This is a genomic window from Streptosporangium sp. NPDC002721, assembly GCF_042888905.1.
Lineage (GTDB): Bacteria > Actinomycetota > Actinomycetes > Streptosporangiales > Streptosporangiaceae > Streptosporangium.
In genome coordinates this window covers 204,782-228,528 of sequence record NZ_JBIAQI010000005.1, presented here as the reverse complement: position 1 = coordinate 228,528, position 23,747 = coordinate 204,782, and the positions used below count along the sequence as shown (strand labels likewise).

The window sequence follows — 23,747 nt, the reverse complement described above, 5'->3', positions numbered from 1 at the left end:
GATGTCACCCGCGGTGGTCGTCCTGCTGTTGCTCGCGGGGCTGTCCGAGGCCGCCGGGCGGATCCTGCCCCTGCTGGCCCGCCGGTCCTGCGGCGTGCCGCGGTCCGTCGCGATCAGGCTCCTGCTGACCGGTGCCCTGGTGGAGGGCGCGGTGTTCGCGCTGTGGCCGGTGTTCGCGTGGACCCTCGCCGAGCTGCTGGTGCCCGCCACGCGCTCGGGCGAGGCCGCGCTCATCTGGACGCCCGGCCGGGTCGCCCCGCTGGTTCTCGCCGCCGTCCTCGCGTTCCCCCTGCTCGGGCCCCTGCTGCACCTGCTGCTCGTCGTGGGGGTCGGGGCCGGCCTCGCCGCCCCGCTCGCCGAGGCGACGGGGCTGGGCTGGTGGGCCGCCGCGGGCTGCCTGGCCGTCGCCGGGGCCGGGCTCGCCGTCGCGGTCGAGGGCGTCCGGCGGCTGGTCGTGAGGATCAGCACCTCCGGGAGGCGGGAGCCGGTCACATGACCGAGTTCCCGTTTCTCGTCCTGGCCCTGCTCCTGGTGCTCGGGCTGGTCCTGCTCGCCGAGGCCCTGCTCGCCCGCTACGAGGTGCTGGCCTACACCGCCGGCTGGCGGGCTCCCACCGTCGAGCTCCCCCAGGGCATGCCCTACGCGCGGGGCGCGGACCCCGGCCGCCCCCCGGACGCCTACCTGGTCTATCTGGACGGCATCGGGAAACGCCGCTTCCGCGACACCCGCGACGGGGGCCGGTTGGTCGAGGCCCTGATCGCCGGAGCGCCGGAGCTGCGGGTGCTGGGCCAGGTGCAGCCCTACTCCCCGCTGGCCGACCCGCTCGCCGACCGGCCCGTGTGGGACCGGCTCCGCCACCGCGCCGGGCTGCCGCTGTTCCTGCACAACGTCATGCAGATCTTCGTCGCCGCCGACCGCAGGTACCGTCCCCTGTACAACCGGGCGGTGGGCGCCCAGATCGCCGCCCAGCTGCGCCTCGCCGGTTACCGGGAGGGCAGCGGCACGCCCGTGGTGCTGCTCAGCTACAGCGGCGGCGCCCAGGTCGCCACCGGGGCGGTCGAGGAACTGCGCGCCCACCTGCGTGCCCCGCTCCTGCTGATCACCGTCGGCGGGTTCCACAACGGCGCCAACGATCTCACCCACGCCCGTCACCTGCACCAGCTCACCAGCGGTCTCGACTGGATCGAGCGGACCGGCACCTGGATCTTCCCTCAGCGCTGGCGGCTGTTCCGGCGCAGCGGGTGGAACCGGGCCCGCCGCGCCGGAAAGATCACCGTGCACCGGCTCGACCCGGCCACCCACGTCGGGCCGTGCAGCTACATCAGCCCCGAGGCGCGGCTGCCCGACGGCCGTACCCACCTCGACCGCACCGCGGGCACGGTGATCGCACTCATCCGCGCCTACGGCGGCACACCCGCCGTGACAGACGGCCCGCTGCCCGAGGGGCCGGCGGGGCACGGGAGACGTGACAGCGGAAGCGCGGAACCACGGAAGCGCGGAACCACGGAACCGTGGAAGCGCGGAACCGTGGAGGCGCGGAACCGTGGAGGCGCGGTCCGGTTCCGGGCCAATTCCGGGAATTGGCCGTTCTCCCGGCGGGGAGGCTGCCCGATGATGTGCTCATGATCTCTGTCAGCGCTCTCGCGGGCATCGCCGCGGTCGCCCTCGGCCTGGTGCTCACCCCCGGGCCCAACATGATCTATCTGGTGTCGCGGTCGGTGACGCAGGGACGCCCGGCGGGCATGATCTCGCTGGCGGGCGTCGCGGCGGGCTTCCTGGTCTACCTGCTGGCGGCGGTGGCCGGAATCGCCGCGATCTTCGCGACGGTGCCCGCCCTCTACGTCGCGATCAAGCTCGCGGGCGCGGCGTACCTGCTCTGGCTGGCCTGGAGGACGATCCGGCCCGGCGCCGAGCCGATCTTCACGCCCGGCGCCCTCCCCGTGGACCCGCCGTGGCGGCTGTTCTCCATGGGGATGGTCACCAACCTGCTCAACCCCAAGATCGCCATCCTGTACGTGTCGCTGCTGCCGCAGTTCGTCGACCCCGCGCGCGGTGACGTCGGCACGCAGAGCCTCCTGCTGGGGGTCACCCAGATCGCCGTCGCCCTGTCGGTCAACGCGCTGATCGTGCTGACCGCCGGTTCGGTCGCGGCCTTCCTCGGCGGGCGGCCCACCTGGATGCGCGTGCAGCGCTATCTGATGGGCGCCGTACTCGGCGGGCTCGCCCTTCGCGTCGCCACCGACCGCTCGCCCGTCGCGGCCGGGTAGGGGGAGCCGGCCCGGTTCACCAGTGGCGGCCCGTCGCGATGTCGCCCAGGTGCGGTGTCGACAGGTGCAGCACCCGGTAGGCGGTCCCCTCGTCCTCTCCGGGCACCTCGTGCTCCCACAGCGTGAAGCGCACCAGCTCCCAGTGCCGGGGGTCGACGGCGAGGGCGGCGGAGTGCACGCCCGCCGTGGCGGCGTGGCGGCTCAGTTCGGCCAGGGCCCGCTCGACCACGGGCCCGGGGTCGGCGTCGGCGGGGATCGGGTCGGTGCGGCGCGAGGCCGCGCGGGGGACCGACGCCGCCGACGGCCCCCGCTCGTAGCCGGCGCCGGTCCAGTGCCGGACCACGGGCCTGCCGAAGTCGCGCACGATGTTCTGGAAGCCGCCCCCGCCCCACAGGAAGCCGTTCATGCCGGTCGGGGAGCTCCACAGGTAGAACGGCGCGTACTGGTTGACCGCGGAGCCGTCCACGCCCCGCTCCCTGATCAGGTACGCCTTGAGCCCCAGCCCGGCGTAGCCGTCGAGCGCGTGGCCTCTGGTCGCCACCCGCTCACGGATGATCCCCATGTCGTAGTCGGCGGGCAGGCCGATCTCGTACTGCATGGCGTGCACGGAAGGGACCTCCTGGTGATGGTGTGGTACGGGACGGATGCCGGATGATCCGGGGTGACCTCAGGATTCAGGACTCAGGTTTCCGGCTTCAGGTCTCCGGTTTCCGGTCTCCGGTTTCGCCGGGGCGGTGAGGTGGAACCGGTGGACCGTGCCCGAGGAGCCTCCCGGCGCGGGTTCTCGTGTCATGGAGTTTCGTGAGGCCGGTTCTCGCGTCATTCCCAGGCGCAGGGCCACCCGCGCGGAGGCGGCGTTGCCCCCGTCGACCTCGGCGATCACCCGGGGCAGGGACAGCGTCGCGAAGGCGTACTCCAGGACCGCGGTGGCGGCCTCGGTGACCAGGCCCTGCCCCCACAGGCCGGGGGAGAGGCTGTAGAGCAGCTCGACCTCGCCGTCGGGGGTTCCGCGCAGGCCGCACACCCCCGCCATGGCGGAGTCGGGGACGAGCGCCCACAGGCCGTAGCCCCGCTCGGCGAAGTCGCGCAGGCTCTCCTCGACCAGCCGGTTCACGAGTGCGGGAAGGACGGGCTCGTTGTCGAACAGGTGGCGCCGGACGAGGGGGTGGTCCCAGTGCTCGCGCAGCGCCTCGATGTCGCCCGTCCCGACCGGGCGCAGGGTCAGGCGGCCGGTGGTGAGGATCACGGGCCGTGGTCGAGGTCGATGACGCAGAAGAGGTTGCCCTCTGGGTCGGCGAGGACCACGAAGTCGGGATCGTCCGGGTAGAGGTCCCAGTCGACCCGCTCGGCGCCCAGCGACACCAGCCGCTCCACCTCGGCCGCCTGTGCGGCGGCGTCGGGGGCGAACAGGTCGAGGTGCATCCGGGGGTGCTCCTGAACGGGTGTCAGCGTCACGTCGAGCGCCAGCGGGACGCCGTTCCCCTCCACGGGCTCGATCACGGTCCAGTCGTCGCCGGCCTGGCCCTCGCGGGGCGCGTAGTCCAGCGCCCGCGTCCAGAACCCGACGGCCCGCCCCATGTCGGTGACGCCCAGCACCACCTGCCCGATCCGCACCATGTCGCAATCCTGGCAGGAACCGCCGTTCCGAGGGAATCCGGTATCCCGGCGTCACGGCCGTCCTTACGGGGAAATCTCCGCCTTCCGTCAACCATGGTTGACGTGGACATGATGTCAACTTGTATTGACGGAAGTGGGGGTGCGCGGGCCCGGGGCGGGTCTCCTCACCTGGTCGCGTACGGGTTCCGTGCCCGTTTCCGTAGCTGTTCTTGTGCCCTGCTTTCGGCCGCCCCGGTTCCCGGCGAGCGGCGTGTCACCGCGCCCGTTCCCCCGTACGAGCACGTTCGACAGATCCGAGAAGTTCGACCAAGGAGGTGCCCGATGTCCGTTGACGTCGTGATCGCCGGTGGCGGCCCGAACGGGCTGATGCTGGCCTGCGAGCTGAGCCTGGCCGGTGTCCGCCCGGTGCTGCTGGAGCGGCTGCCGGAGCCGGGTGACGAGCCCAGGGCGAACGGCCTGGTGGGGGAGGTGGTCAGGGTTCTCGACGGCCGGGGCCTGTACCGGCGCTTCACCGGCGCCTCGGAACCCCCGAAGCCGGTGCCGTTCTTCATGTTCGGCGGCATGCTCCTGGACCTGAGCGCGCTGGATCCCGGCCCGCTGCACACCCTCCCGATCCCGCAGCGCCGCCTGGAGCGACTGCTGCAGGAGCGGGCGCTCGAACTCGGGGTGGAGATCCGGCGCGGTCACGAGCTGGTCGACATGTCGCAGGACGAGGACGGCGTCACCGTCGCCGTTCACGCCCCCGGCGCCCCCGACGGCGACTACGAGCTGCGCACCCGCTACCTGGTCGGCTGCGACGGCGCCCGCAGCCTCGTACGTAAGAGGGCGGGCATCGGCTTCCCCGGCGTCACCGACGAGGACGTCGTGTCCCGCAGCGCCCACGCCGCCCTGCCCGCCTCCCTGTTCGACCCCGCGACCGGCGAGCTGCCGCTGGCCGGGGAGCGCTGGAGGCCGTTCATGATCCATCGCACCGCGCACGGCGTGTTCAGCCTCGCCTCGTTCGAGCCCGGCGTACACCTGCTGAGCACCATGGAGTGGGGACAGCGGGAACAGGTCGACGAGCGGGTGCCGATGACCCTGGAGGAGTTGCGCGACAGCGTGCGCAGGGTGCTCGGGGCCGACCTGCCGCTGAGCCCGCCCGAGGGGCCGGGCCCCCACGTGCTGCGCCGCGTCACCGGCGGCAACACCCGCCTGGCCGACCGCTACCGCGCCGGTCGCGTGCTGGTGGCCGGGGACGCCGCGCACGTCCACTCGGCGGCCGGTGGTCCCGGGCTCAACCTCGGCCTGCAGGACGTCGTGAACCTCGGCTGGAAACTCGCCGCCGAGGTCCACGGCTGGGCGCCGCCGGGACTGCTCGACACCTATCACGGCGAGCGGTACCCGGTGGGTGAGCGGGTCGTCATGCACACCCAGGCGCAGTCCGCCCTGCTCGCGCCCGGGGGAGAGGTCACCGCGCTGCGCACGCTCTTCGCCGAGCTGCTCGAACACGACGAGAACCGGCGGCGCGTCGCCGAGCTCATGGCCGGTTCCGACATCCGCTACGACATGACCGGCCCCGGAACGCCCTCCGGCGCGGACCGTCCCGACCCGGCCGACGACGCCGGGCCGCGGCGGGCTGTGGCGGCTTGCGGTCGTTCTCCAGCGACCTCCAAGTGGGACCTCATAGCGTCGCGCCCATGCGAAAAGCCGGTACGGCGCTCATGGCGGTCCTGGTCCTGGCGGGCTGCGCACAAGCGCCCGCCACGTCCCGGGAGCCCGCCAGGACCCGGAAGCCCACCACCCAGAAGTCGGTCAAGACCGGCAAGCCCGCCACCCGAAAGCCCGACAGGAGCGGGGAGCCCGTGGCCACCCGCCTGCTGGACGCGATGGCCGACGTCTCCGGTGACGGCCCCGCCGCCGCGTACTTCGAGTACGGGGAGCCCGCGCGGTGGAGCGAGCTCGGCGTGAGCGCGGGTTCCGGCGGGGCGGCGGAGCGGCGCTGGCTTCCCGCGACCGCCTGGGGTCTCGGCGGGCTGGCCCCCGCCGCGGCGGGACTGCCCGGGGTGACGGGGGTGGCGCCCCTCGCGGCGGAGCGGGCGATCACGATCGGCGTCGCTCCGGGCCAGGCGTTCCGTTTCGACGGGGGCGTCAGGGAGGACGTCATCCGGTCCAGGCTGGAGGGCCTGGGGGCCACGCCGCGTCGCGTCGGCGGTCACGACGGCCTCTCGTTCGCCGCCGGTGCCGACGTGAACCCGCTGCGGCCCCCCGTACCGGTGAGCGGGGTGACCAACCAGTTCAACCAGGTCGTCGTCACCGGTACGACGGTCGCCGTGGCCCCGGACACCGGGCCCCTGGCGGCGGTGCTCGGCGGCGGGCGGTCGCTGGCCGGGAGCGGGGACCACGCCGCGGTGGGCGCCTGCCTCGGCGACGTCGCCGCCGCGACCGTCACGGCCTCCCAGGGCTCCGGGGCGGTGACGCTGTACGGGGTGGGCCTGCGCCGCCCCGCGAGCCCGGGGGAGCGGCCGGTCAACGTGATCTGCGTGCTGCCCCGCCCGGCCTCCGTCGCCGCCGTCGGGAGGACCTTCGGCGCGCGCCTCACCACGGCCGCCACCTCGCGCGGCGGCAGGGCGTTCGGCGAGTTCGCCGGGGAGATCGCGCACGACGAGGTCCGGCACGGTGACCGCACGGTCCTGCGGGCCACCCTCACGCTGACCGGCACCCCGTCCGCGTTGTTCGCAGCCCAGCTGCTCCAGCGCGGGGAACTGCCGTTCCTGGCCGATCCGTCCGCTCCGGGAGACCCTCTCGCGGTCACGCCCACGCCGGGATCACCGGCGCGGTGACCTGGGCGGCGCCCGGCGGACGACACCCGCACGGTTCCCGTCGCAGGGGAAGCCGGAAAAGGGAAGCCGGGAGAAGGAAGCCGGAAAGGGAAGTCGGGAGAAGGAGGCCGGAAGAAGGAGGCCGGAAGAAGGAGGCCGGAAGAAGGAGGCCGGGAGAAGGAGGCCGGAAGAAGAGGGAGACCGGCTGTCGCGCCGGTCTCCCTCTCCGTCATCCCGGACGTTCCCGGCCTTTCCGGGTCCTCCGGTTTCTCAACGTCCTTCCCGCGCCTTCAGGGTTCCGAAAGGCCCTTCCAGGTCAGAAGTCGTCGGCGGTGCGGATCCTGTCGCGGATCCACACCCCGGCCTCCTTCAGCGACGTGGTGCCGGTCCAGGGGCCGCCGGCGTTGCACGTGCCGACCTTGAAGACCGCGCCGGAGCGCTGGTCGTCGGAGAAGTTCCAGTTCACCCAGCTGATCTTCTTGCTCGCCATCAGGTCGAGGTAGCGCTGGGACATGGTGAAGTTGTTGGCCTCCTCCCCGGCGTAGTTCTGCGTGCCGAACTCGGTGACGAACATCGGGATGCGGTCGGCCGCGCGGGACAGCGCGTTGAGGTACTCGTCGCCGTGCGAGGCCGCGTAGAAGTGGAAGGTGTACATGATGTTCGAGGCGTTGACGGGGTTGCCCGTCACCTCGGTCTCCGTGGCGCCCTCCGAGACCCCGAGGGAGGACCAGGCGCGGGTGCCGACCAGGACGATGCCGTCGGGGTCCTGCGCCCGGATCACCGGGATGATCTGCTCGGCGTAGCCCTTGATGGTGCTCCAGCTCACGCCGCTCGGCTCGTTGGCGACCTCGTAGAGGATGTTCGGCTTGGAGGCGTGCCGCTGGGCGATCTCGGTGAAGAAGGTCCTGGCCCGCGCGAGGTTGTAGTTGGGGTCACCGGGGGTGAGCATGTGCCAGTCCACGATGACGTACATGCCCAGCGCGCTGACCTGATCGATGAGCGTGTGCGCGAGGTCGGTGAACATCCGCGGGTTCGTCTCGTAGCCGCCCTCCTGGACGTACGTGGACAGGCGCACCACGTCGGCCTTCCAGTCGGTCGCCAGCGCGTTCAGCGAGCCGGTCGTGACGCACTGCCGGTACCACTGCAGGCCGTGGGTGCTCATACCGCGCAGCTGGATCTGCTTGCCGTTCTTGTTGCACAGCTTGGTGCCGCAGACCCGCAGCTGGCCGTTGGCCGCGACCGGGGTGCCGCCCCCGCCGCCCGCCTGGGTCGTCGCCGTGACGGCCGCGCTCCTGGCCGACTCGTTGTTCGCGGCGTCGCGGGCGGTGACGGTGTAGGTGTGGGTCGTCGAGGCGGCCAGCCCCGAGACCGTGGCGCTCGTGCCGGTCACGGTGGCGACCACGGCGGAGCCCTCGTAGACCCGGTAGTCCTTGACCGTGCCGCTGTTGTCGGTCGAGGCGTTCCAGGCCAGGCTGATGGAGGAGGACGTCGTGCCGGTGCTGCGCGGGGACGACGGCACGCTCGGCGCCGTGGTGTCGCCGGGGTTCTGCCCGCCGCCGCAGGGGGCGCCGTTGAGCGTGCAGTTGAGCGGCGAGCCCGGACCGGAGGCGGTGAAGCCGAAGGTGGTGCTCGCCCCGGGGGCCAGGGTGCCGTTGTACTCGCGGTTCCTGAAGGTGTAGCGGCTGCCGCTGCTGGTCATCAGGGAGTCCCAGTACGTGCCGAGGCTCGTGCCCGACGGGAGGTCGAAGGAGACCGTCCAGCCGTTCAGCGTGGAGGTCCCGGTGTTCTTGACCGTGTACTGGCCGCTGTAGCCGCTGCCCCAGTCTTGTGCCTTGGTGAACGTCGCGGTGTCCGCGTGGGCGGCGGACGGGACGATCAGGGTGAACAGTAACGTCAGCAGCCCGGTCAGCACCAGGGCTGGGGTGGTGCGCCGCATCATCGCTCCTTGAGTGGGGGGTCGGGGCACATCATGGCGCTTTATTAGGAAACTTTCCTAACGTGACACGTGACGTTAGGTGGCGCGGGCCTGTCATGCAAGCCCTTCGCTCCCTTTGCCGGATTAAGAAAATTTAATCGTTAGGAAGCTTTCCTAACGGTTTTCGCCGGGGCAGGATGGCGTTCACCCCCCGAAACACCGCGACTCCGAGGTGGCCGCCATGAAACGTTCGCGCACGGCTCTGCTGGTCCTCGCGACCCTGCTGCTCTCGACCTCCTCCCTGCCCGTGTCGGCGGGAACCGCTCCCACCTGGCGGCTCCGCTGGGCGCCGCAGGCCGCGCAGACGGGCCTGTCGGCCTTCGAGACCGTCGAGGACGACCGGGCGGGCTCCCACTCCCCGGCCGCCCCGCACATCAAGGTGTCGGGCGGCGACTTCCGCTTCGACATGCACACGGCCGACCGCGACACCGCCGCCGACCGGCAGCGCCACGAGGTCACCGGCATGCGCGAGGGCGGCTCGTACCTGCAGTGGCGGCTCGGCGAGACCTGGCGGGTCACCTACTCGATGTACATCCCGAGCACGCTGAAGGCCACCACCACCTTCACCCACATCATGCAGACCAAGCAGCCGGGCAACGGCACCTCTCCCATCACGGTGACCTCGCTGCGCAGGGTCGGCGGCAAGCAGACCATCGAACACAAGATCTTCGCCGAGAACATCCTGGTGGGCCGGACCGACCTCGAACCGCTGCAGGACAGGTGGGTCGACGTCGAGTACGAGATCAAGATCGGGAACGGCACCGCCGGGTCGGTGCGCTGGGTCCTGCGCAGCGGCGGCACCACGGTGATCGACGCAACGAGGACCGGCGTCGACACCTTCCTGGCCGACCGCGTCCGTCCCAAGTGGGGCATCTACCGCTCCCTGGGCGACACCTCGGGCTCGCTGCAGAACACCTACCTGCTCCTGCGCAACATGCGCGGCTACCAGCTGGAGGGCGGGACCACCCCGCCCACCCCCACCCCGACGCCCACCCCCACCCGGACGCCGACGCCGACCCCCACGCCCACCCAGCCGGGCGCCACGTCCTGGAAGGCCGGTACCGCCTACGCCGTCGGCGCCCAGGTCACCTACTCCGGGGTGGGCTACCGGTGCCTGCAGGCGCACACCGCCCAGGCCGGCTGGGAGCCGTCCACCACCCCCGCCCTCTGGCAGCGCCTCTGAGCCGCACGCGCCGAGGGCGCCTGAGTTCGTACGCGCGGGGAGCCTGAGCCGCACGCGCGGGGCGCCCGAGCGCGTGCGTGCCGCCGGGGTCGGGCGGGGCGCGGGCCCGGCCGGTCAGCCGGCCGGGCCCGATCCCTGCCCGATGATCCGGTCTCCCAGCCTGGCGACGAGCTGCGCGCGTACGTGCGCCGGAAGGGCACAGCCGTGCGCGACGAGCGTGTCGAGCGCGGGCAGGTCGAGGAGCACGGCCCAGTCCTGGACGTCGTCGCAGTAGGAGACGTCGAGGTGGCGGAGGTCCTTCAGCGCCTGGAGCGGGGCCAGCGCCCGCACGGGCGTGTTCCTGATCGACAGGTGCTCCAGGGTACGCAGGCCCTCGATGCCGTCCAGGCCGGTCAGCGGCGTGTGCTCCAGGTCCAGCCGGGTCAGCGAGGTGAGGGCCGAGATGTCCTCGGGGACCCGGTGCAGGCGGCTGCCGGACAGGTCGAGCTCCTCCACCCCGGAGGGCGAGGCCAGGGCCGAGAGCAGGAGCGCCGGGGGCGGGAGGATCACCGGCCGGGGCTGGGCGAGCACCGGTGAGCGTCCCGCGGCGGCCTCCTGCAGGACGCGCCACCTGTCCACCGGCGCGCCGTACCCGCCGAGCCGGACGTAGCCCGAGGGCAGCCACGGCGCCAGCCGCTCGGCCACGATGTCGTCGCGGTCACCGGCGCCGATGACCCCGGCCAGCAGCCGCCCGTAGTGCTCGTACGCGTGCTCGGCGGGCACGAACAGGTCCGCCACGATGTCCCCGCCCGTGACGAGGACCCCGTCGTTGCCCGAACAGAAGATCACTCCCGCGGCGACGTTGCCGAGCACGAGGTTGTCCGCCGCGCTGTGCAGCGCGCGGGCCCGCAGGTCACCGGCGACCGCGAGGTAGCTCTCCGAGACGTCACCGTCGTCGAGAAGCCCCTCCACCACCAGCCCGCCGATCACGATCAGGGGCGCCTTCACGTCGAGCCAGCCGGGAACGTAGGTGTCGCCGAACCAGATCGTGGCCCGGTCCACGATCCACCCCGCCTCCGTCCGCTCCGCGCCGTCGGGGAAGACCGGGGGCGTCTCGCCGGGGAACGCCAGCGCCCACGCCTGGGCGAACAGCAGGCCGTAGACGGGAGGCATGATGTGGTGCGGCCACTCCCCGGCCTGGGCCGGTCGCCGTAGCCAGGATCCGATCGGGTGCAACTCCTCCGCGATGTCGCCAAAATAGTCCAGTGCCTCCGCGCCGGCCCCGGCCTGTTGCCGGAGCACCGCCAACGCGTCACCGAGACGCTCCGACGCCCCGGAGAAATGCTCATCCGTCAGATCCATGTCACATACCGTACTCATCGCCGCGAAATCCGAAAGCCGTTCGGATGACGCTCCCGGATGGCGGGCGTGTCGGAGGAGCACCGGGCGCGACCGTGCGGCGACGGAGGGCAAAGTGGATCTTCGCTTTGACGTCGGGTACCGTGCCCGAGGCCCTTGCGCGCTTCGGACGCGAATCGCGTACGAACCCGAACACGACCGGGCACGGACCATGGCGACACCGGAAGGATGGAAGACATATGGAAACCGGAAATCGCCGGACCCTGCGGTTGCTCGTCACCGGAGGCGGGACCGGTGGTCACACCTACCCCGCGCTGACCACCGTCGCGGCCCTGCGCGACCACGCCGCCGCGCGGGGGCTCGACCTGGACGTGCTCTGGGTCGGTACGGCGGCCGGACTGGAGGCCCGGGTGGCGGCGGAGCACGGCATCCCGTTCCGCGCCATCACGGCGGGGAAGCTGCGGCGCTCGCCCAACCCGCGGGAGCTGGCCACCAACCTCGCGGACATGTTCCGGATCCCGGTCGGGGTGTTCCAGGCCTTCGGCATCGCCGCCCGCTACCGCCCCGACGTGGTGCTGTCGACCGGCGGGTACGTGTGCGTGCCGCTGGGCGTCGCCTCCCGGGTGCTGGGCCGCCCGCTGGTGATGCACGAGCAGATCACCTCGCTCGGCCTGGCCAACCGCATCCTGTCGCGCTTCGCCCGGCGGATCGCGCTCACCCACCCCTCCTCGATCGAGCACCTGCCCGCCGGGGCGCGTGACCGGGCCGTCATCACCGGCAACCCGGTCCGCCCCCACCTGCTGCGCGGCAACGTCGACGCGGGACGGCGCCACTTCGGGCTCTCCTCCGACCTGCCCCTGGTCTACGTGACCGGCGGCGCCCAGGGGAGCCGCCAGATCAACACCATGGTCGAGGCGATCCTGCCCGCGCTGCTCTCCCGCGCCCAGGTCATCCACCAGTGCGGGCCCGGCTGGATCGCCCAGTTCACCCGTACCGCCGCGGAGCTGCCCGTGGGCGTGCGCGACCGCTACCGCCCGGTGCCCTACGTCGGCGCCGAGCTGGCCGACGTGTTCGCCGCCGCGGACGTCGTGGTCTCCCGCAGCGGGGCGGGCACGGTCGCCGAGCTGACCGCGGTGGGCAAGCCGTCCGTCCTCATCCCCCTGGTGCCCTCCGCCGCCGACGAGCAGCGCCAGAACGCCCGCTACCTCGCCGAGGCGGGCGCCGCCCGCGCGCTCCTGGAGGACGGCCCCACCGCCGACCACCTCCTGGCCGAGCTCGACGCCCTCCTGCGCGACCCGCACGCCCGCGCCGCCATGGCCGGCGCCGCCGGCGCCCTCGGCCGCGTCGACGCCGCCGACAGCCTGGCCCTGGTGCTCCTGGAGGCGGCGGGGGTGAACGGCAAGGACGGCTGAGCCACCGGGGGCGGGAAGGGGCGGCCGGTGGGGCCTTCGCCCGCTGTCCGGTGTCGGAGAACGCGGGGCGGCCGCCAGGGTCTTCGCCCGCTGTCCGGTGCCGGAGAACGCGGGGTGGCCGGTGGGGCCTTCGCCCGGTGTCCGATTATCCGCGGACGTCTTCGCCGCCCGGATCGACGGGAAGGCCGTCTCCGTCCGCCCATCACCTGACCTGGCGACATACGGCCCCCTTTTCCGGACGTCCCGCTGGAGGGGAGAGCCGGGCACCTAAACGCCGGTCGGGTAACGGCCGGCCACGGCGGGTGGATGCACATGAGGAAACCGCGTCACTCGCGTCCCCGGGAGCCCGCCGACCATGACCGAGCCGTACGGGAACAGGATGGCGGTCCTTCTGTGCCGGGCGGCACTGACGGTCGTCGCCCCGCTCGTGCTCGCCGGTTGCGGCGGCGGCGAACCGCCGGGGACCACCGTGACGGTGACGGAGAGCCCGGACGCCCCGGCCTCCTCGGCTTCCCCGGAATCGTCGGAGACGAGTCCTCAGGACACGCCGGAGCCGTCGCGGAAGTGGCCCACCGCCGATCCGGCCGCCCCGTCGAGGAGACCGGAGAGGCCTCCGGACACGCCGGAGCCGGAGCCGTCGCGGGAGCGGCCCACCGCCGATCCCGCACCGTCGGCGGAACCGTGCCCGACCGGTGGCGGGGACCCCGTCGAGGGCCCCTGCCCGAGCGTCGGCCGCAGGGTGCCGTCGCCCAGCCTCACCGCTCCGGAGCCGGAACCGACCACGACCTCTCCCGAACTGGTCCCCTCCGTGGATCCACCCGGTATCTCTCCCGAGCCGGTCCCCTCCGTGGACCCGCCGTCCCCCCTCCAGACGGGGTGAGTGTGCGGCATGCCGGCCAGGAGCGCCCCGAACGGTCCAGGCCGCTCGACGTGATAGGGCTGGTCACCCTCCTGCTGACCGTCGGCGGCGCGGTGCTCGTCTACATGGGGTGGGCATACCTGGACGGCTATCTGGGGTCGTTCCAGCTGAAGGCGACGGACATGGGCTTCGGGGTGGACGAGTACGCCCTGCGGGGCCTGAACATCTTCTCCCCGGTCTTCCTGCCCTTCATGGTCGGGGGTACGGCCGTGCTTCTGGCGGCCACGACGTACCGGTCGTCGCTGACCGCCGCGCTCCCGCGACGGGTCCGCGCGGCGGGCGCGGCGCTGGCCGCGAGGAGGTCCGTCCAGATCGCGGCGGACCCGAGGTCCGGCGGGGCCGTCGTGACGGTCTGCGGGACCGCCCTGGCGTTCGCCGCGCTGGCCGGACGGCAGGTCGACACCTTCCTCGTGCTGGCCCTGAGCATCGCCGGCCCGCTGCTCCTCACCTGGCCGACGCGCGGGCTGGCGGCCGGCCGTACGGCGTTCGCGGCCGCCGTGGTGACCTCGGTCCTCTGCCTGCTGTGGGCGGCGTCCCTGCACGCGTACCGCAAGGGAGAGGCGGTGGCGGAGCAGTTCGTGGCCGCACTGCCGCACCACACCTCGGTCGCCGTCTACAGCGGGAAGACGCTCGCGCTCAACGCGCCGGGAGTCACCCGCGTCCCGCTGGCCGACAGGACCTACCCGTTCCGCTACGAGGGACTGCGGCTGCTGATGACGCGCGGGGACCGCTACTACCTGATCCCGGTGATCACGGTGGCGGACTGGAGGAAGGGGAACGGGCGCACGTTCGTGGTCGTCGAGCGTGAGGACCGGCGGGTGGAGCTGCTGCCGGGCACGCGAACCGGATGAGGCCCGCCGGGGGTGGTGTCATGGGTGAAGGTTTACCGAACAGGCGGCGCAGGCCCGGCGCCTGCCGGGGGGTGCCCTGAGTAATCTGGCGACCGCACGAAGTGAAGCGCGGTGACACCGAGAACGCCATGAACGCCGCACCGTGAGTGTTCGTCCCGGGATCTCCAGGAAATGTCGCGGGCGGGTGAGCGTGCGGTCCCACGCGGCCGCACAGTCCCCGGCGGGCGCGTCTTTCATGGGGCCGTCCCGCCATGGGGTTCCACGCGGACCGCCGTTGAGAGACAGGTTGGTTATGGCCCGTCAGGAAAAGCCCTCGCCCGAGGTGATCGGCGAGATGGACAACCGGCTCACCGATTCCCGCGCCGACGCGTTCGGCGGCAACCTCCACGTCGGCTACTGGACGGACGACCGCGACGAGGCGCCCGTCGCCCAGGCGACGGACCACCTCACCGACCTGGTGGCCGAGCGCCTGGAGGTCGTTCCCGGCGAGCGCGTCCTGGACGTCGGCTCGGGCACCGGCAGGCCCGCCGTGCGCATCGCCACCGCGCGCGACGTCCACGTCACCGGGGTCACCCTGAGCGAGAACCTGGTGCGGCTGGCCGAGGGGCGCCCCGAGGCGGGCCAGGGGCAGGGACACGCCGACTTCCAGCTCGCCGACGCGATGTGGCTCCCCTTCGACGACGCTTCTTTTGATGCCGCGTACGCCATCGAGTCACTCGTCCACATGGAGAACCCGGCGGCGACCCTCGCCGAGATCGCCCGGGTGCTGCGCCCCGGCGGGCGGTTCGTGGTGGGGGAGTGGTACCTGCTCGGCCTCCTCGCCGCCGACGACGCGGCGGACCTGGAGCACTTCTCGCGGAGCTTCGACGTCCACTTCCTGCCGACCGTCGAGGAGTTCTACGAGGAGATGGACCGCGCCGGGCTGAAGATCGAGATATTTCACGACATATGGCCAAATATCAGCCGATCCTTCCAGCTCGTGGACGACATCCTCCCGGCCTCCGTCATCCAGCTGGGCGGTGGGCTCGGCGAGCAACTCGCCCTCCGCGAGCGGATATACCGGCGCTTCGGGGAGATCCCGCAGATCAGCTACGCGCTGTTCACCGCGGTCCGCCGCTGAGAGCTCGCCGCTCGTCCGGGGAAGGTGACCCGATCCCGCCCGGCCGGAGCTCCCGGAGCGGCGGTGATTCTCTCGTGGCCGGTCGCCGTGGCGCCGCGCCCGCCCGGCCGCAGGTCGTGCGCGAAAAGCATCGTCTTCACGTCTTTCTCGTATTGAGAATTTCTCAGCATGAGGATAACTTGTGCCCGGAGGGAAGCCGGGAGGAAGAATGACGCAAGCACGCCGGGCGCTCGCCGCGGAGACCGTGGAGATCCTGGAGCGCGGCTGGTACGACCACCCCTCGCGGGGGCGGGTGTCCATCGCCGAAGAACTCGCCGGTGCCGTCGCGGGCACCCGGCTGTGGGGGCCCGACGAGCCGGTCGGGCCGCCCACCGCGCCTCCGGCCGTCGCGACCTCGGTGGAGGTCGTCAACGAGACCTCCCTGTCGGCCGCCCGCCGGATGGTCGGCGGCGACGTTGACGGCGGCGACGGTGACAGGAATGGCGGTGACGGTAGTGGCGGTGGCGGTGCCGTCGGCTGCCTGAACTTCGCCTCGGCGAAGAATCCCGGGGGTGGTTTCCTGAGGGGGACCCAGGCGCAGGAGGAGAGCCTGGCGTACGCGTCGGGGCTCTACCGCTGCCTGGTCGAGGCGCCGGACTTCTACGCCTTCCACCGCGAGCGGGGCGATCCGCTCTACAGCGATCGCGCGATCCTCTCGCCCGCCGTCCCGGTGTTCAGGGACGATCGGAACAGCCTGCTCGCCCGCCCGTACCCCGTCTCGTTCCTGACCGTGGCCGCGCCGAACGCCGGTGCGATGGACGAGAACGACGAGCGGCGCGCCCGCCTGCCGGAGGTGCTGTTCGAGCGCTCGGGGAGGGCGCTGGAACTCTTCGCCGCCTCGGGGCTGCGCAGGCTCGTACTGGGGGCGTGGGGGTGCGGGGTGTTCCGCAACCCGCCCGCGCTCGTGGCCGGCTGCTTCGCCACGCACCTCGGCCCCTCGGGGGCCTTCCACGGGCGTTTCGAGCAGGTGGTCTTCGCCGTGCTCGACCACGCTCCCGGAACGCCCACGCACGACGCGTTCGCCCGGGTGTTCACCGACGAGCCCGGCTAGGGCGCCGGTCCCCGGGCTCCCGGAAGGGGCGTATGCCGGTCCGGCCCTGCCCCGGATGGTCCTCCTCTCAGGACGGTCGTATGCCGGTCCGGCCTGCGCCGGATGGTCCTCGGAGCGGCTCTGTGCCGGGTCCTGCCGGGTGCGGGTGCCGCCGGGAACGTCCGGGCGGGAGCGGTTGACGGAGGTTCGGGGGAGTCAGTACGCGACGCCGACCACCTGTCCCGCCGTCGCCGGGTCGTCCAGCACCGCGAGGATCGCGTGGGCCAGGTCGGAGCGGGCGATCGTGCGTCCGCCGGGGACGTTGCCGCCGACGGCGAGCCGGTAGGTCCCGGTGAGGGGTTTGTCCAGCAGGCGGGGCGGCCGGATGACCGTCCACTCGGTGTCGCTGCCCCGGATGGCCTCCTCCATCGCCCCCAGGTCGGTGTAGACGTCGCGCAGGACCCTCCGGATCAGCGGGGTCATGATCTCGCGGTCGAGGAAGGGGTCGCCCTGCGGTGACGGGCCGACCGGGGCCGCGCTCACCGCGACGAGGCGGCGCACCCCGCAGATCTCCAGGGCGGACAGGATCCCCCGCGTCGCCGGTGCGACGACGCCGTCCCGGGCGTGCTTCCTGCTGCGCGGGCCGAGAGCCGAGATCACGGCGTCCCGTCCCTCGATCGCGGGGCGCAGCGACTGGGGGTCGGTCACGTCTGCCGTCACCACCCGCACGCCGCCGAGGCCGTCCGGCAGTCGCGCGGGGCCGCGTACCACCGCCGTCACCTCGTGCCCCGCCTCCAGCGCCTGTCGTACGACCTCCCGGCCCGTACCGCCCGTCGCTCCGCAGACTGTCAGCTTCATGGTGCCCTCCTGGTTAGTGAGTGCTCACTAACCAGTAGGGTGAGTGCTCACCCACCCCTTCGTCAACTCCGGGGAGCGCCCAGCATGAAGCCGACGCGGGTCCGGATCCTGGACGCGGCCGACCAGCTGATGCGGACCGTCGGGCTGGCCCGCACCACCACCAAGGAGATCGCCCGCGTCGCGGGATGCTCGGAGGCCGCGCTCTACAAGCACTTCGACAGCAAGGAGGAGCTGTTCACGTTCGTGCTGAGGGAACGGCTGCCCCGGCTCGCCCCGCTCCTCGCCGAGCTGGAGAGCGGGGGAGCGAGCGGGGCCGGGGACGGTCATGACGTCGAGGAGACCCTGATCGAGATCGCCCAGAACGCCGTGGCGTTCTACGCGTCGACCTTCCCGATCGCCGCCTCCCTGTTCTCCGACCCGGCGCTGCTGCGGCGGCACGGCGAGGAGATGGACAGGCTCGACATGGGCCCGCACAAGCCGCTCGACGCCCTCGCCGCCTACCTGCGCGGGCAGCGCGCAGCCGGGCGTCTTCACGCGGGCGCCGACCCCGAGGCGGCGGCGGCCCTGTTCCTCGGGGCGTGCTTCCAGCGCGCCTTCCTGCACGCCTTCGCCGGGGATCGCCCGCCCTCGGGCCCGGCCGCGCAGCCGATCGACGAGTTCGCCGCCGCGCTGGCCAGGACCCTCCTGGAGGGCGTACGGGAGCCGGAGGGGCCCGTCCGGCCGTGACCGGAGGCGGACGCGGGAGTGCGTGACCGGAGGGACCCGTCCGGCCGCGATCGGAAGTGGACTCGGAGTCCGTGACCAGGGACCCGGAAGCCCGTGACCGGGGACGGACTTACCGATCGTTTCAGAATGAGGTTCGCGGGCGGCGGAGGCATATGAGGCCGCAGGCCGGTTCGGGCAGCCCGTGGCGGAGGTCGGCGCGTCGTTCGGGAGCAGGCGGCGACAGCGGAGCGACCCGCTCCCACAGGTCGTCAGGAACAAGATCAGCACGCATCCCGGACACACCGCCGACCAAGATCGTCGAGCACAAGGCCCGCGACTCAACCCATTCTGAAACAATCAGTTAGGGCGATGCCGCTGGGTCGTCGAACGCACCATCCCTGGCTGTCAGGCTACCGCCGGCTCGGCCCCCGCTACGAACGCGATCCCCGTAACCACCTGGCCTTTCTCGGACTCGCCGCCGCCCTGTGCCGCTACGGGCGACTCCTCCGCCTCACCGCACAGGACACGGTGTGGCAGCAATCCTGCTTCGCGACCTCACATTTTTCCGGCCTGCGTCGTCCTGTTGGCGAGGGCGGCGACTGGTGCCCCGGAACGGAGTGAGGAAATGAAGGTTTTCATCGCTGGTGGGCGCGGCCGTGTCGGGTCCCGCCTTGCTGACAACCTGGAGGCCAAGGGCATCGAGGTGGTCTCGGGAGGACTCGAGGACGGGATCGACGTGATCTCGGGCAAGGGGCTCACCGAGGCTCTCGCCGGAGTCGACACCATCGTGAACGTCCTCAACACCCCCCGCTTTGACGCGGAGGGGGCAATCTCGTTCTTCGAGGGAGCGATCGACAACCTGACCGCGGAGGGCAAGCGGGCAGGTGTGCGTCATCACATCGTGCTCTCCATTGTCGGCGTTGGGGAAGGGGACGCATCTGAGATCGGGTACTACCTCGGCAAGGTGGCGCAGGAGAAGGCCGTGCGATCCGCTTCGATCCCCGCCACCATCATTCGGGCCACCCAGTTCCAGAGCTACATCCCTGTCCTCATTGACCAGCACACCGTGGACGGAAAGGTTCTCGCTCCGAGGTCATTCGTCCAGCCCGTCGAGCTGGACGAAGTCGTCGAGCTGCTCGCCGAGGCTGTCACGACGCTGGAGCCGGGAAGTGTGGTCGAGATCGCTGGACCCGACCGGTTCTACCACGACGACCTCTTCCGTGCCACTCTGGCCGATCGCGGAGACGATCGTGAGGTTGTGACCGTGGACGGACAGGAGCCCCTCGATGCCATGGTTCCGCGCGGCGCGTGCCGGACAGGCAGCGTGCGGTACCCGATTACAGGGATCCCCACCGCCTGAATGCGATAGTGGAGAGAGGCGGGAACGTCTGACCGCCAGGCAACAGGTTAGGCGTGCTGCGCCCAATGGGAAAGGGTGCCCCATGTCGGAAGATCTTCCTGTCGAATCCGCAGAGTTCGGAAAAGCCGAGCGTGACGAATCACGGGCTCTCGATTCGGTCATGGCGGAGCGGCATCGTCTGCTGTCGCTAGCCTTTCGCATGATGGGCACCCTGGCCGATGCCGAGGACGTCGTGCAAGAGACATATGTGAGGTGGTACCGCCTTGAGCCCGAGGAACGCGACGAAATTGCCGCGCCTGTGGCATGGCTGATTCGAGTTGCGAGCCGCATCTCACTCGACCTGCTGGGTTCCGCGCGGGCACGACGGGAGACGTACGTCGGGCAATGGCTGCCGGAGCCGGTTCCGGCTGACCTCTTTGCAGACACAGCCATTGCGCCACTGAACTCCAGTCATCTCGCTGCTGATCCGCTCGAACGTGTCACCCTCGATGATGCCGTCAGCATGGCATTGCTGACGGTCCTCGAGGCCATGACCCCAGCAGAGCGAGTGACGTTCGTCCTGCATGATGTGTTCGGCGTCCCGTTTGACGAGATTGCTGGTGTCGTAGGTCGTTCAGCAGCAGCAACAAGGCAACTGGCGACGTCCGCACGCCGCCACGTCCGACGAGGAAGACGCGCACAGGTTTCTCCCCACCAGCATGATGAGGTTGTTCGGGCATTCCGTGGTGCAACTGTCGGAGGGGACATCGAGGACCTGCTCCGCGTGTTGGCTCCAGACGTCGAACTACGAGTAGACGGCGGCGGCTTCGTCAATGCCGCACCTCAGGTCATCCGTGGGCCGGATCATGTAGCCCGGTGGCTCATGGGAGTGATGCGCAAGCAGCCCGCCCTCCGTCTTGAGCGACGCGACACAGCTGACGGTCTCGGATACATTCTTCGAAATGAAGGGCGTCGATACGGAATGGTTACCTTTGACGTCAGCGATGAAGGCATCACGAATGTGTGGCTGATGCTGAATCCAGTAAAGCTAACGAATTGGTCACTCTGATTGTTTTAGAATGGGTTGAGTTGCGGGTCTTGTGTCGACGATCTCGGTCGGCGGTGTGTCCGGGATGTGTGCTGATCTTGTTCTTGACGACCTGTGGGAGCGGGTTGCTCCGCTGTCGCCGCCTGCTCTCGAAGGGCGCCACCGCTATCCCGGGCGGCTGCGCGTTCCGGACCGCGTGGCACTCGCCGGCGTCATGTACGTGCTGCGGACCGGTGTCGCCTGGCGCGACGTCCCCCCGGAGACCGTGGGCTGCTCCGGGGTGACGGCCTGGCGTCGGCTGCGGGACTGGACCGAGGATCGTCGACCGTCACGGAACCCCGCTCGCCGTCACGCTCGCCGGCGGCAACCGGCACGACGTCACCCAGCTTCTGCCACTGCTGGACGCGGTCCCACCGATCCGGGGTCTGCGCGGACGCCCCCGCCGCAAGCCCCGGCGTCTGTACGCCGACCGGGGCTACGACTTCGACAAGTACCGCCGCCTGCGGTGGAAGCACGGCATCAAACCCATGATCGCCCGACGCGGTCTCGCCCACGGCTCGGGACTGGGCAAGGTGCGTTGGGTGGTCGAGCGCGCCTTCGCCTGGCCGCACCAGTTCAAACGACTCCGCACCCGCTACGAACGACGCGCCGACCTCCACCACGGGCTGCCCGAACCGGCCTGCGGCCTCATATGCCTCCGCCGCCCGCGAACCTCATTCTGAAACGATCGGTTAGAAGTCCATGTCGCCGCCGCCGGGCACGGCGGGGGCGGCTCCGGCCTTCTCGGGCTTCTCGGCGATGACGGCCTCGGTGGTGAGGAACAGCGCCGCGATGGACGCCGCGTTCCGCAGAGCGGAACGCGTCACCTTGGCCGGGTCGATGATGCCCGTCTCGAACAGGTTGACGTACTCGCCGGTGGCGGCGTTGAGGCCCTCACCCGCGGGAAGGTTGCGCACCTTCTCCACCACGACGCCGCCCTCGAGACCGGCGTTGACCGCGATCTGCTTGAGCGGCTCCTCCAGAGCCTTCTTCACGATCGCGGCACCGGTGGCCTCGTCGCCGAACAGCTCCAGCTTGTCGAAGGCCTTGGCGCCGGCCTGCAGCAGCGCCACGCCGCCGCCGGGCACGATGCCCTCCTCGACGGCCGCCTTGGCGTTGCGCACGGCGTCCTCGATGCGGTGCTTGCGCTCCTTGAGCTCGACCTCGGTCGCCGCGCCGGCCTTGATGACGGCCACGCCGCCGGCCAGCTTGGCCAGACGCTCCTGGAGCTTCTCGCGGTCGTAGTCGGAGTCGGTGTTGTCGATCTCGGCGCGGATCTGGTTGACCCGGCCGGCGATCTGCTCGGCGTCGCCGGCACCGTCGACGATGGTGGTCTCGTCCTTGGTGACGATGACCTGGCGGGCCCGGCCGAGCTGGTCCAGGGTGGTGGACTCCAGCTTCAGGCCGAGGTCCTCGCTGATGACCTGGGCACCGGTCAGGACGCCGATATCGCCCAGCATGGCCTTGCGGCGGTCACCGAAGCCCGGCGCCTTGACCGCGACCGACCGCAGGACGGCCTTCAGCCTGTTGACGATCAGGGTGGCCAGGGCCTCGCCCTCGACGTCCTCGGCGATGATCAGCAGCGGCCTGCCGGCCTGCACGACCTTGTCGAGCAGGGGCACCATCTCCCGGTTGGCGGAGAGCTTGCCGCTCACGAGCAGGACGTACGGATCGTCCAGGACCGCTTCGAGCCGGTCGGGGTCGGTGACGAAGTGCGGGGCGACGTATCCCTTGTCGAAGCGCATGCCCTCGGTGAGCTCCAGCTCAAGGCCGAAGGTGTTGCTCTCCTCGACGGTGATGACGCCTTCCTTGCCGACCTTGTCCATCGCCTCGGCGATCATCTCGCCGATCTGCGGGTCGCCCGCGGAGATGGAGGCGGTGGAGGCGATCTGCGCCTTCGTCTCCACGTCCTTGGCGAGCTCGGACAACTCCTCGCTGACTCGTTCGACGGCGGCCTCGATGCCCTTCTTCAGCGACATCGGGTTGGCGCCGGCGGCGACGTTGCGAAGACCCTCACGGACGAGAGCCTGGGCGAGCACGGTGGCGGTGGTGGTGCCGTCGCCCGCCACGTCGTCGGTCTTCTTGGCGACCTCCTTGACGAGCTCGGCCCCGATCTTCTCCCACGGGTCCTCGAGCTCGATCTCCTTGGCGATGGAGACACCGTCGTTGGTGATGGTGGGGGCGCCCCACTTCTTCTCCAGCACGACGTTACGGCCCTTGGGGCCGAGGGTCACCTTGACGGCGTCCGCGAGCTGGTTCATGCCGCGCTCGAGACCGCGCCGGGCGTCCTCGTTGAACGCGATCATTTTCGACGTCATTCCTGCTCCTGCTCTCGACTGCTCTCGGCTGTTCTCGACGGGGGTCTCCGGGACGGCGCCCGCGACGGACGGTCCGGCGGCGGGCGGCCGACCCGCCGGCGAGCCTCGCCGTCCCGGCACGCGCCTCGTGGTTGGCACTCTCCAGGCGTGAGTGCCAGGCGCTCCACCGCACTCTATCCACAACTTGCGTGTCACGCACATAGTGCGGGGTGCGCAATATCGGTAGGATCGCCGCATGAACGACGACGCGATGGACCTCCGGGCACGCAACAGCCAGGCCACCCGGGAGGCGATCGGCCACGCCGCGCTGCGCCTGGCCATCGAGCAGGGCCCCAACGGGCTCGCCCTCGTCCGCGTCCACGACATCGCCACGGCCGCGGGAGTCTCGCCCCGCACCTACAACAACTACTTCTCCAGCAGGGCCGAGGCGATCTGCGCCTTCCAGGCCGACCAGTCCAAGCGCCTGGGGCGGGCGCTGCGCTCGCGGCCCGCCGGCGAGCCGCTCGGTGAGGCCGTCGTCGCCGCGGTGGTCGAGCTCTACACCGACCCCGAGCCCGACAAGGCCGGTCTACGCATGATCATGTCGACGCCCGAGCTGGAGGGCGAGGCGCTGAGGGCGTTCACCATGGCGGAGGGCCCGCTCGCCGAGGCGATCGCGACGCGCACCGGCGCCGACCCCGGGCGCGACCTCTTCCCCGCCGTCACGGCCGCCGCGGTCGCCGGTGCGATCCGCGTGGCGGGGCGGCACTGGCTGGAGCCCGGCAACACCGAGTCCTTCGCCGCCACCCTGCGCCGGGCCCTGTCCTGCGTCCTGCCGGTCGCGCCGCCGGAAGGCCCGCCCGGTCGCTGACCGCCTTCCCCGCTCGCCGTGGGCTCCGGCCCCCGCGGCGA

Annotated in this window: 22 protein-coding genes and 2 pseudogenes; 15 read left to right on the top strand and 9 right to left on the bottom strand. The window is 71.4% G+C overall.

The annotated features are described in order from the left end of the window. Position 1 precedes the first annotated feature (1 nt). From ACFYWM_RS08730 to ACFYWM_RS08720, 3 genes are read left to right on the top strand one after another with little or no spacing between them, the layout of a single operon-like run. Complete coding sequence (locus ACFYWM_RS08730) at positions 2-496, top strand: hypothetical protein (protein WP_389910788.1); 495 nt, start codon at positions 2-4, stop codon at positions 494-496. Continuing rightward, positions 493-1,626 carry a hypothetical protein gene (locus ACFYWM_RS08725; protein WP_389910785.1) on the top strand — a complete coding sequence of 378 codons (1,134 nt, stop codon included), beginning with the start codon at positions 493-495 and terminating at the stop codon, positions 1,624-1,626. The genes ACFYWM_RS08730 and ACFYWM_RS08725 overlap by 4 nt, the downstream gene beginning before the upstream one ends. Next, complete coding sequence (locus ACFYWM_RS08720) at positions 1,623-2,267, top strand: LysE family translocator (protein WP_389910782.1); 645 nt, start codon at positions 1,623-1,625, stop codon at positions 2,265-2,267. The genes ACFYWM_RS08725 and ACFYWM_RS08720 overlap by 4 nt, the downstream gene beginning before the upstream one ends. A gap of 16 nt (positions 2,268-2,283) precedes the next feature. Here ACFYWM_RS08720 and ACFYWM_RS08715 read toward each other — a convergent pair whose 3' ends face one another. The 3 genes from ACFYWM_RS08715 to ACFYWM_RS08705 form a co-directional block, all read right to left on the bottom strand. Then, positions 2,284-2,865, bottom strand: coding sequence for a DUF4865 family protein (locus tag ACFYWM_RS08715; RefSeq protein WP_389911119.1), 582 nt, complete (start codon positions 2,863-2,865; stop codon positions 2,284-2,286). A gap of 69 nt (positions 2,866-2,934) precedes the next feature. Then, complete coding sequence (locus ACFYWM_RS08710) at positions 2,935-3,513, bottom strand: GNAT family N-acetyltransferase (RefSeq protein WP_389910779.1); 579 nt, start codon at positions 3,511-3,513, stop codon at positions 2,935-2,937. Next, on the bottom strand, positions 3,510-3,884 hold the full coding sequence (locus ACFYWM_RS08705; protein ID WP_389910776.1) for a VOC family protein: 375 nt from the start codon (positions 3,882-3,884) through the stop codon (positions 3,510-3,512). The genes ACFYWM_RS08710 and ACFYWM_RS08705 overlap by 4 nt, the downstream gene beginning before the upstream one ends. 321 nt (positions 3,885-4,205) lie before the next feature. Between ACFYWM_RS08705 and ACFYWM_RS08700 the strand changes: the two genes are divergently transcribed. Next, the gene (locus ACFYWM_RS08700; protein WP_389910773.1) at positions 4,206-5,831 is read left to right on the top strand and encodes an FAD-dependent monooxygenase; all 1,626 of its coding nucleotides are present in this window, start codon (positions 4,206-4,208) and stop codon (positions 5,829-5,831) included. Continuing rightward, positions 5,726-6,703, top strand: coding sequence for a hypothetical protein (locus ACFYWM_RS08695; protein WP_389910770.1), 978 nt, complete (start codon positions 5,726-5,728; stop codon positions 6,701-6,703). Before ACFYWM_RS08700 ends, ACFYWM_RS08695 begins: the two co-directional genes overlap by 106 nt. Before the next feature lie 295 nt (positions 6,704-6,998). Here ACFYWM_RS08695 and ACFYWM_RS08690 read toward each other — a convergent pair whose 3' ends face one another. Together ACFYWM_RS08690 and ACFYWM_RS08685 are read right to left on the bottom strand one after the other, a co-directional pair. Further along, positions 6,999-8,201, bottom strand: coding sequence for a cellulase family glycosylhydrolase (locus ACFYWM_RS08690; protein WP_389911117.1), 1,203 nt, complete (start codon positions 8,199-8,201; stop codon positions 6,999-7,001). 51 nt (positions 8,202-8,252) lie between these two features. Continuing rightward, positions 8,253-8,618, bottom strand: a pseudogene (locus tag ACFYWM_RS08685) (cellulose binding domain-containing protein); the annotation flags it as partial. 220 nt (positions 8,619-8,838) lie between these two features. Between ACFYWM_RS08685 and ACFYWM_RS08680 the strand changes: the two are divergent. Continuing rightward, a complete protein-coding gene (locus ACFYWM_RS08680) occupies positions 8,839-9,840 on the top strand; it encodes a carbohydrate-binding protein (protein ID WP_389910766.1) in 1,002 nt (333 codons plus the stop codon). 114 nt (positions 9,841-9,954) lie between these two features. Here ACFYWM_RS08680 and ACFYWM_RS08675 read toward each other — a convergent pair whose 3' ends face one another. After that, positions 9,955-11,181, bottom strand: coding sequence for a leucine-rich repeat domain-containing protein (locus ACFYWM_RS08675; RefSeq protein WP_389910763.1), 1,227 nt, complete (start codon positions 11,179-11,181; stop codon positions 9,955-9,957). A 236-nt stretch (positions 11,182-11,417) separates the two neighbouring features. On the opposite strand from ACFYWM_RS08675, the gene ACFYWM_RS08670 reads away from it, so the two are divergent. After that, entirely contained in the window at positions 11,418-12,590 is a 1,173-nt protein-coding gene (locus tag ACFYWM_RS08670; RefSeq protein WP_389910761.1) for a glycosyltransferase, read from the top strand. A 537-nt stretch (positions 12,591-13,127) separates the two neighbouring features. Here the strand turns inward: ACFYWM_RS08670 and ACFYWM_RS08665 are convergent. Next, positions 13,128-13,373 carry a hypothetical protein gene (locus tag ACFYWM_RS08665; RefSeq protein WP_389910757.1) on the bottom strand — a complete coding sequence of 82 codons (246 nt, stop codon included), beginning with the start codon at positions 13,371-13,373 and terminating at the stop codon, positions 13,128-13,130. Positions 13,374-13,472: 99 nt separating this feature from the next. Between ACFYWM_RS08665 and ACFYWM_RS08660 the strand changes: the two genes are divergently transcribed. From ACFYWM_RS08660 to ACFYWM_RS08650, 3 genes are all read left to right on the top strand, one after another. Next, a complete protein-coding gene (locus ACFYWM_RS08660) occupies positions 13,473-14,360 on the top strand; it encodes a hypothetical protein (protein WP_389910754.1) in 888 nt (295 codons plus the stop codon). A 292-nt stretch (positions 14,361-14,652) separates the two neighbouring features. After that, positions 14,653-15,480, top strand: coding sequence for a class I SAM-dependent methyltransferase (locus ACFYWM_RS08655; protein WP_389910751.1), 828 nt, complete (start codon positions 14,653-14,655; stop codon positions 15,478-15,480). 208 nt (positions 15,481-15,688) lie between these two features. Then, positions 15,689-16,570, top strand: coding sequence for a TIGR02452 family protein (locus ACFYWM_RS08650; protein ID WP_389910749.1), 882 nt, complete (start codon positions 15,689-15,691; stop codon positions 16,568-16,570). 195 nt (positions 16,571-16,765) lie between these two features. Here ACFYWM_RS08650 and ACFYWM_RS08645 read toward each other — a convergent pair whose 3' ends face one another. Then, a complete protein-coding gene (locus ACFYWM_RS08645) occupies positions 16,766-17,407 on the bottom strand; it encodes an NAD(P)-dependent oxidoreductase (RefSeq protein WP_389910746.1) in 642 nt (213 codons plus the stop codon). Between the two features lie 84 nt (positions 17,408-17,491). Here ACFYWM_RS08645 and ACFYWM_RS08640 point away from each other — a divergent pair, with 84 nt between their 5' ends. The 4 genes and pseudogenes from ACFYWM_RS08640 to ACFYWM_RS08625 all read left to right on the top strand — a co-directional run bounded on the left by ACFYWM_RS08640 (position 17,492) and on the right by ACFYWM_RS08625 (position 21,221). Then, the gene (locus ACFYWM_RS08640) at positions 17,492-18,133 is read left to right on the top strand and encodes a TetR/AcrR family transcriptional regulator (RefSeq protein ID WP_389910743.1); all 642 of its coding nucleotides are present in this window, start codon (positions 17,492-17,494) and stop codon (positions 18,131-18,133) included. 604 nt (positions 18,134-18,737) lie between these two features. Next, entirely contained in the window at positions 18,738-19,472 is a 735-nt protein-coding gene (locus ACFYWM_RS08635; protein ID WP_389910740.1) for an SDR family oxidoreductase, read from the top strand. An 82-nt stretch (positions 19,473-19,554) separates the two neighbouring features. Beyond that, positions 19,555-20,520, top strand: coding sequence for an RNA polymerase sigma factor SigJ (gene sigJ, locus ACFYWM_RS08630; RefSeq protein WP_389910737.1), 966 nt, complete (start codon positions 19,555-19,557; stop codon positions 20,518-20,520). Between the two features lie 64 nt (positions 20,521-20,584). Then, positions 20,585-21,221: pseudogene (locus ACFYWM_RS08625) on the top strand (transposase). A gap of 9 nt (positions 21,222-21,230) precedes the next feature. Here ACFYWM_RS08625 and groL read toward each other — a convergent pair. Continuing rightward, on the bottom strand, positions 21,231-22,856 hold the full coding sequence (gene groL, locus ACFYWM_RS08620) for a chaperonin GroEL (protein ID WP_389910735.1): 1,626 nt from the start codon (positions 22,854-22,856) through the stop codon (positions 21,231-21,233). Positions 22,857-23,091: 235 nt separating this feature from the next. On the opposite strand from groL, the gene ACFYWM_RS08615 reads away from it, so the two are divergent. After that, positions 23,092-23,706 (top strand): TetR/AcrR family transcriptional regulator, encoded by a 615-nt coding sequence (locus ACFYWM_RS08615; RefSeq protein WP_389910732.1) that lies wholly within the window; start codon positions 23,092-23,094, stop codon positions 23,704-23,706. The last annotated feature ends 41 nt before the right edge of the window (positions 23,707-23,747 follow it).

Bases quoted from the DNA above. Each gene is read 5' to 3' on its own strand.
- ACFYWM_RS08730 (WP_389910788.1), top strand. From the start codon at position 2: ATGTCACCCGCGGTGGTCGTCCTGCTGTTGCTCGCGGGGCTGTCCGAG.
- ACFYWM_RS08725 (WP_389910785.1), top strand. From the start codon at position 493: ATGACCGAGTTCCCGTTTCTCGTCCTGGCCCTGCTCCTGGTGCTCGGG.
- ACFYWM_RS08720 (WP_389910782.1), top strand. From the start codon at position 1,623: ATGATCTCTGTCAGCGCTCTCGCGGGCATCGCCGCGGTCGCCCTCGGC.
- ACFYWM_RS08715 (WP_389911119.1), bottom strand. From the start codon at position 2,865: ATGCAGTACGAGATCGGCCTGCCCGCCGACTACGACATGGGGATCATC.
- ACFYWM_RS08705 (WP_389910776.1), bottom strand. From the start codon at position 3,884: ATGGTGCGGATCGGGCAGGTGGTGCTGGGCGTCACCGACATGGGGCGG.
- ACFYWM_RS08700 (WP_389910773.1), top strand. From the start codon at position 4,206: ATGTCCGTTGACGTCGTGATCGCCGGTGGCGGCCCGAACGGGCTGATG.
- ACFYWM_RS08680 (WP_389910766.1), top strand. From the start codon at position 8,839: ATGAAACGTTCGCGCACGGCTCTGCTGGTCCTCGCGACCCTGCTGCTC.
- ACFYWM_RS08675 (WP_389910763.1), bottom strand. From the start codon at position 11,181: ATGGATCTGACGGATGAGCATTTCTCCGGGGCGTCGGAGCGTCTCGGT.
- ACFYWM_RS08670 (WP_389910761.1), top strand. From the start codon at position 11,418: ATGGAAACCGGAAATCGCCGGACCCTGCGGTTGCTCGTCACCGGAGGC.
- ACFYWM_RS08655 (WP_389910751.1), top strand. From the start codon at position 14,653: ATGGCCCGTCAGGAAAAGCCCTCGCCCGAGGTGATCGGCGAGATGGAC.
- ACFYWM_RS08650 (WP_389910749.1), top strand. From the start codon at position 15,689: ATGACGCAAGCACGCCGGGCGCTCGCCGCGGAGACCGTGGAGATCCTG.
- ACFYWM_RS08645 (WP_389910746.1), bottom strand. From the start codon at position 17,407: ATGAAGCTGACAGTCTGCGGAGCGACGGGCGGTACGGGCCGGGAGGTC.
- ACFYWM_RS08640 (WP_389910743.1), top strand. From the start codon at position 17,492: ATGAAGCCGACGCGGGTCCGGATCCTGGACGCGGCCGACCAGCTGATG.
- ACFYWM_RS08635 (WP_389910740.1), top strand. From the start codon at position 18,738: ATGAAGGTTTTCATCGCTGGTGGGCGCGGCCGTGTCGGGTCCCGCCTT.
- sigJ (WP_389910737.1), top strand. From the start codon at position 19,555: ATGTCGGAAGATCTTCCTGTCGAATCCGCAGAGTTCGGAAAAGCCGAG.
- groL (WP_389910735.1), bottom strand. From the start codon at position 22,856: ATGACGTCGAAAATGATCGCGTTCAACGAGGACGCCCGGCGCGGTCTC.
- ACFYWM_RS08615 (WP_389910732.1), top strand. From the start codon at position 23,092: ATGAACGACGACGCGATGGACCTCCGGGCACGCAACAGCCAGGCCACC.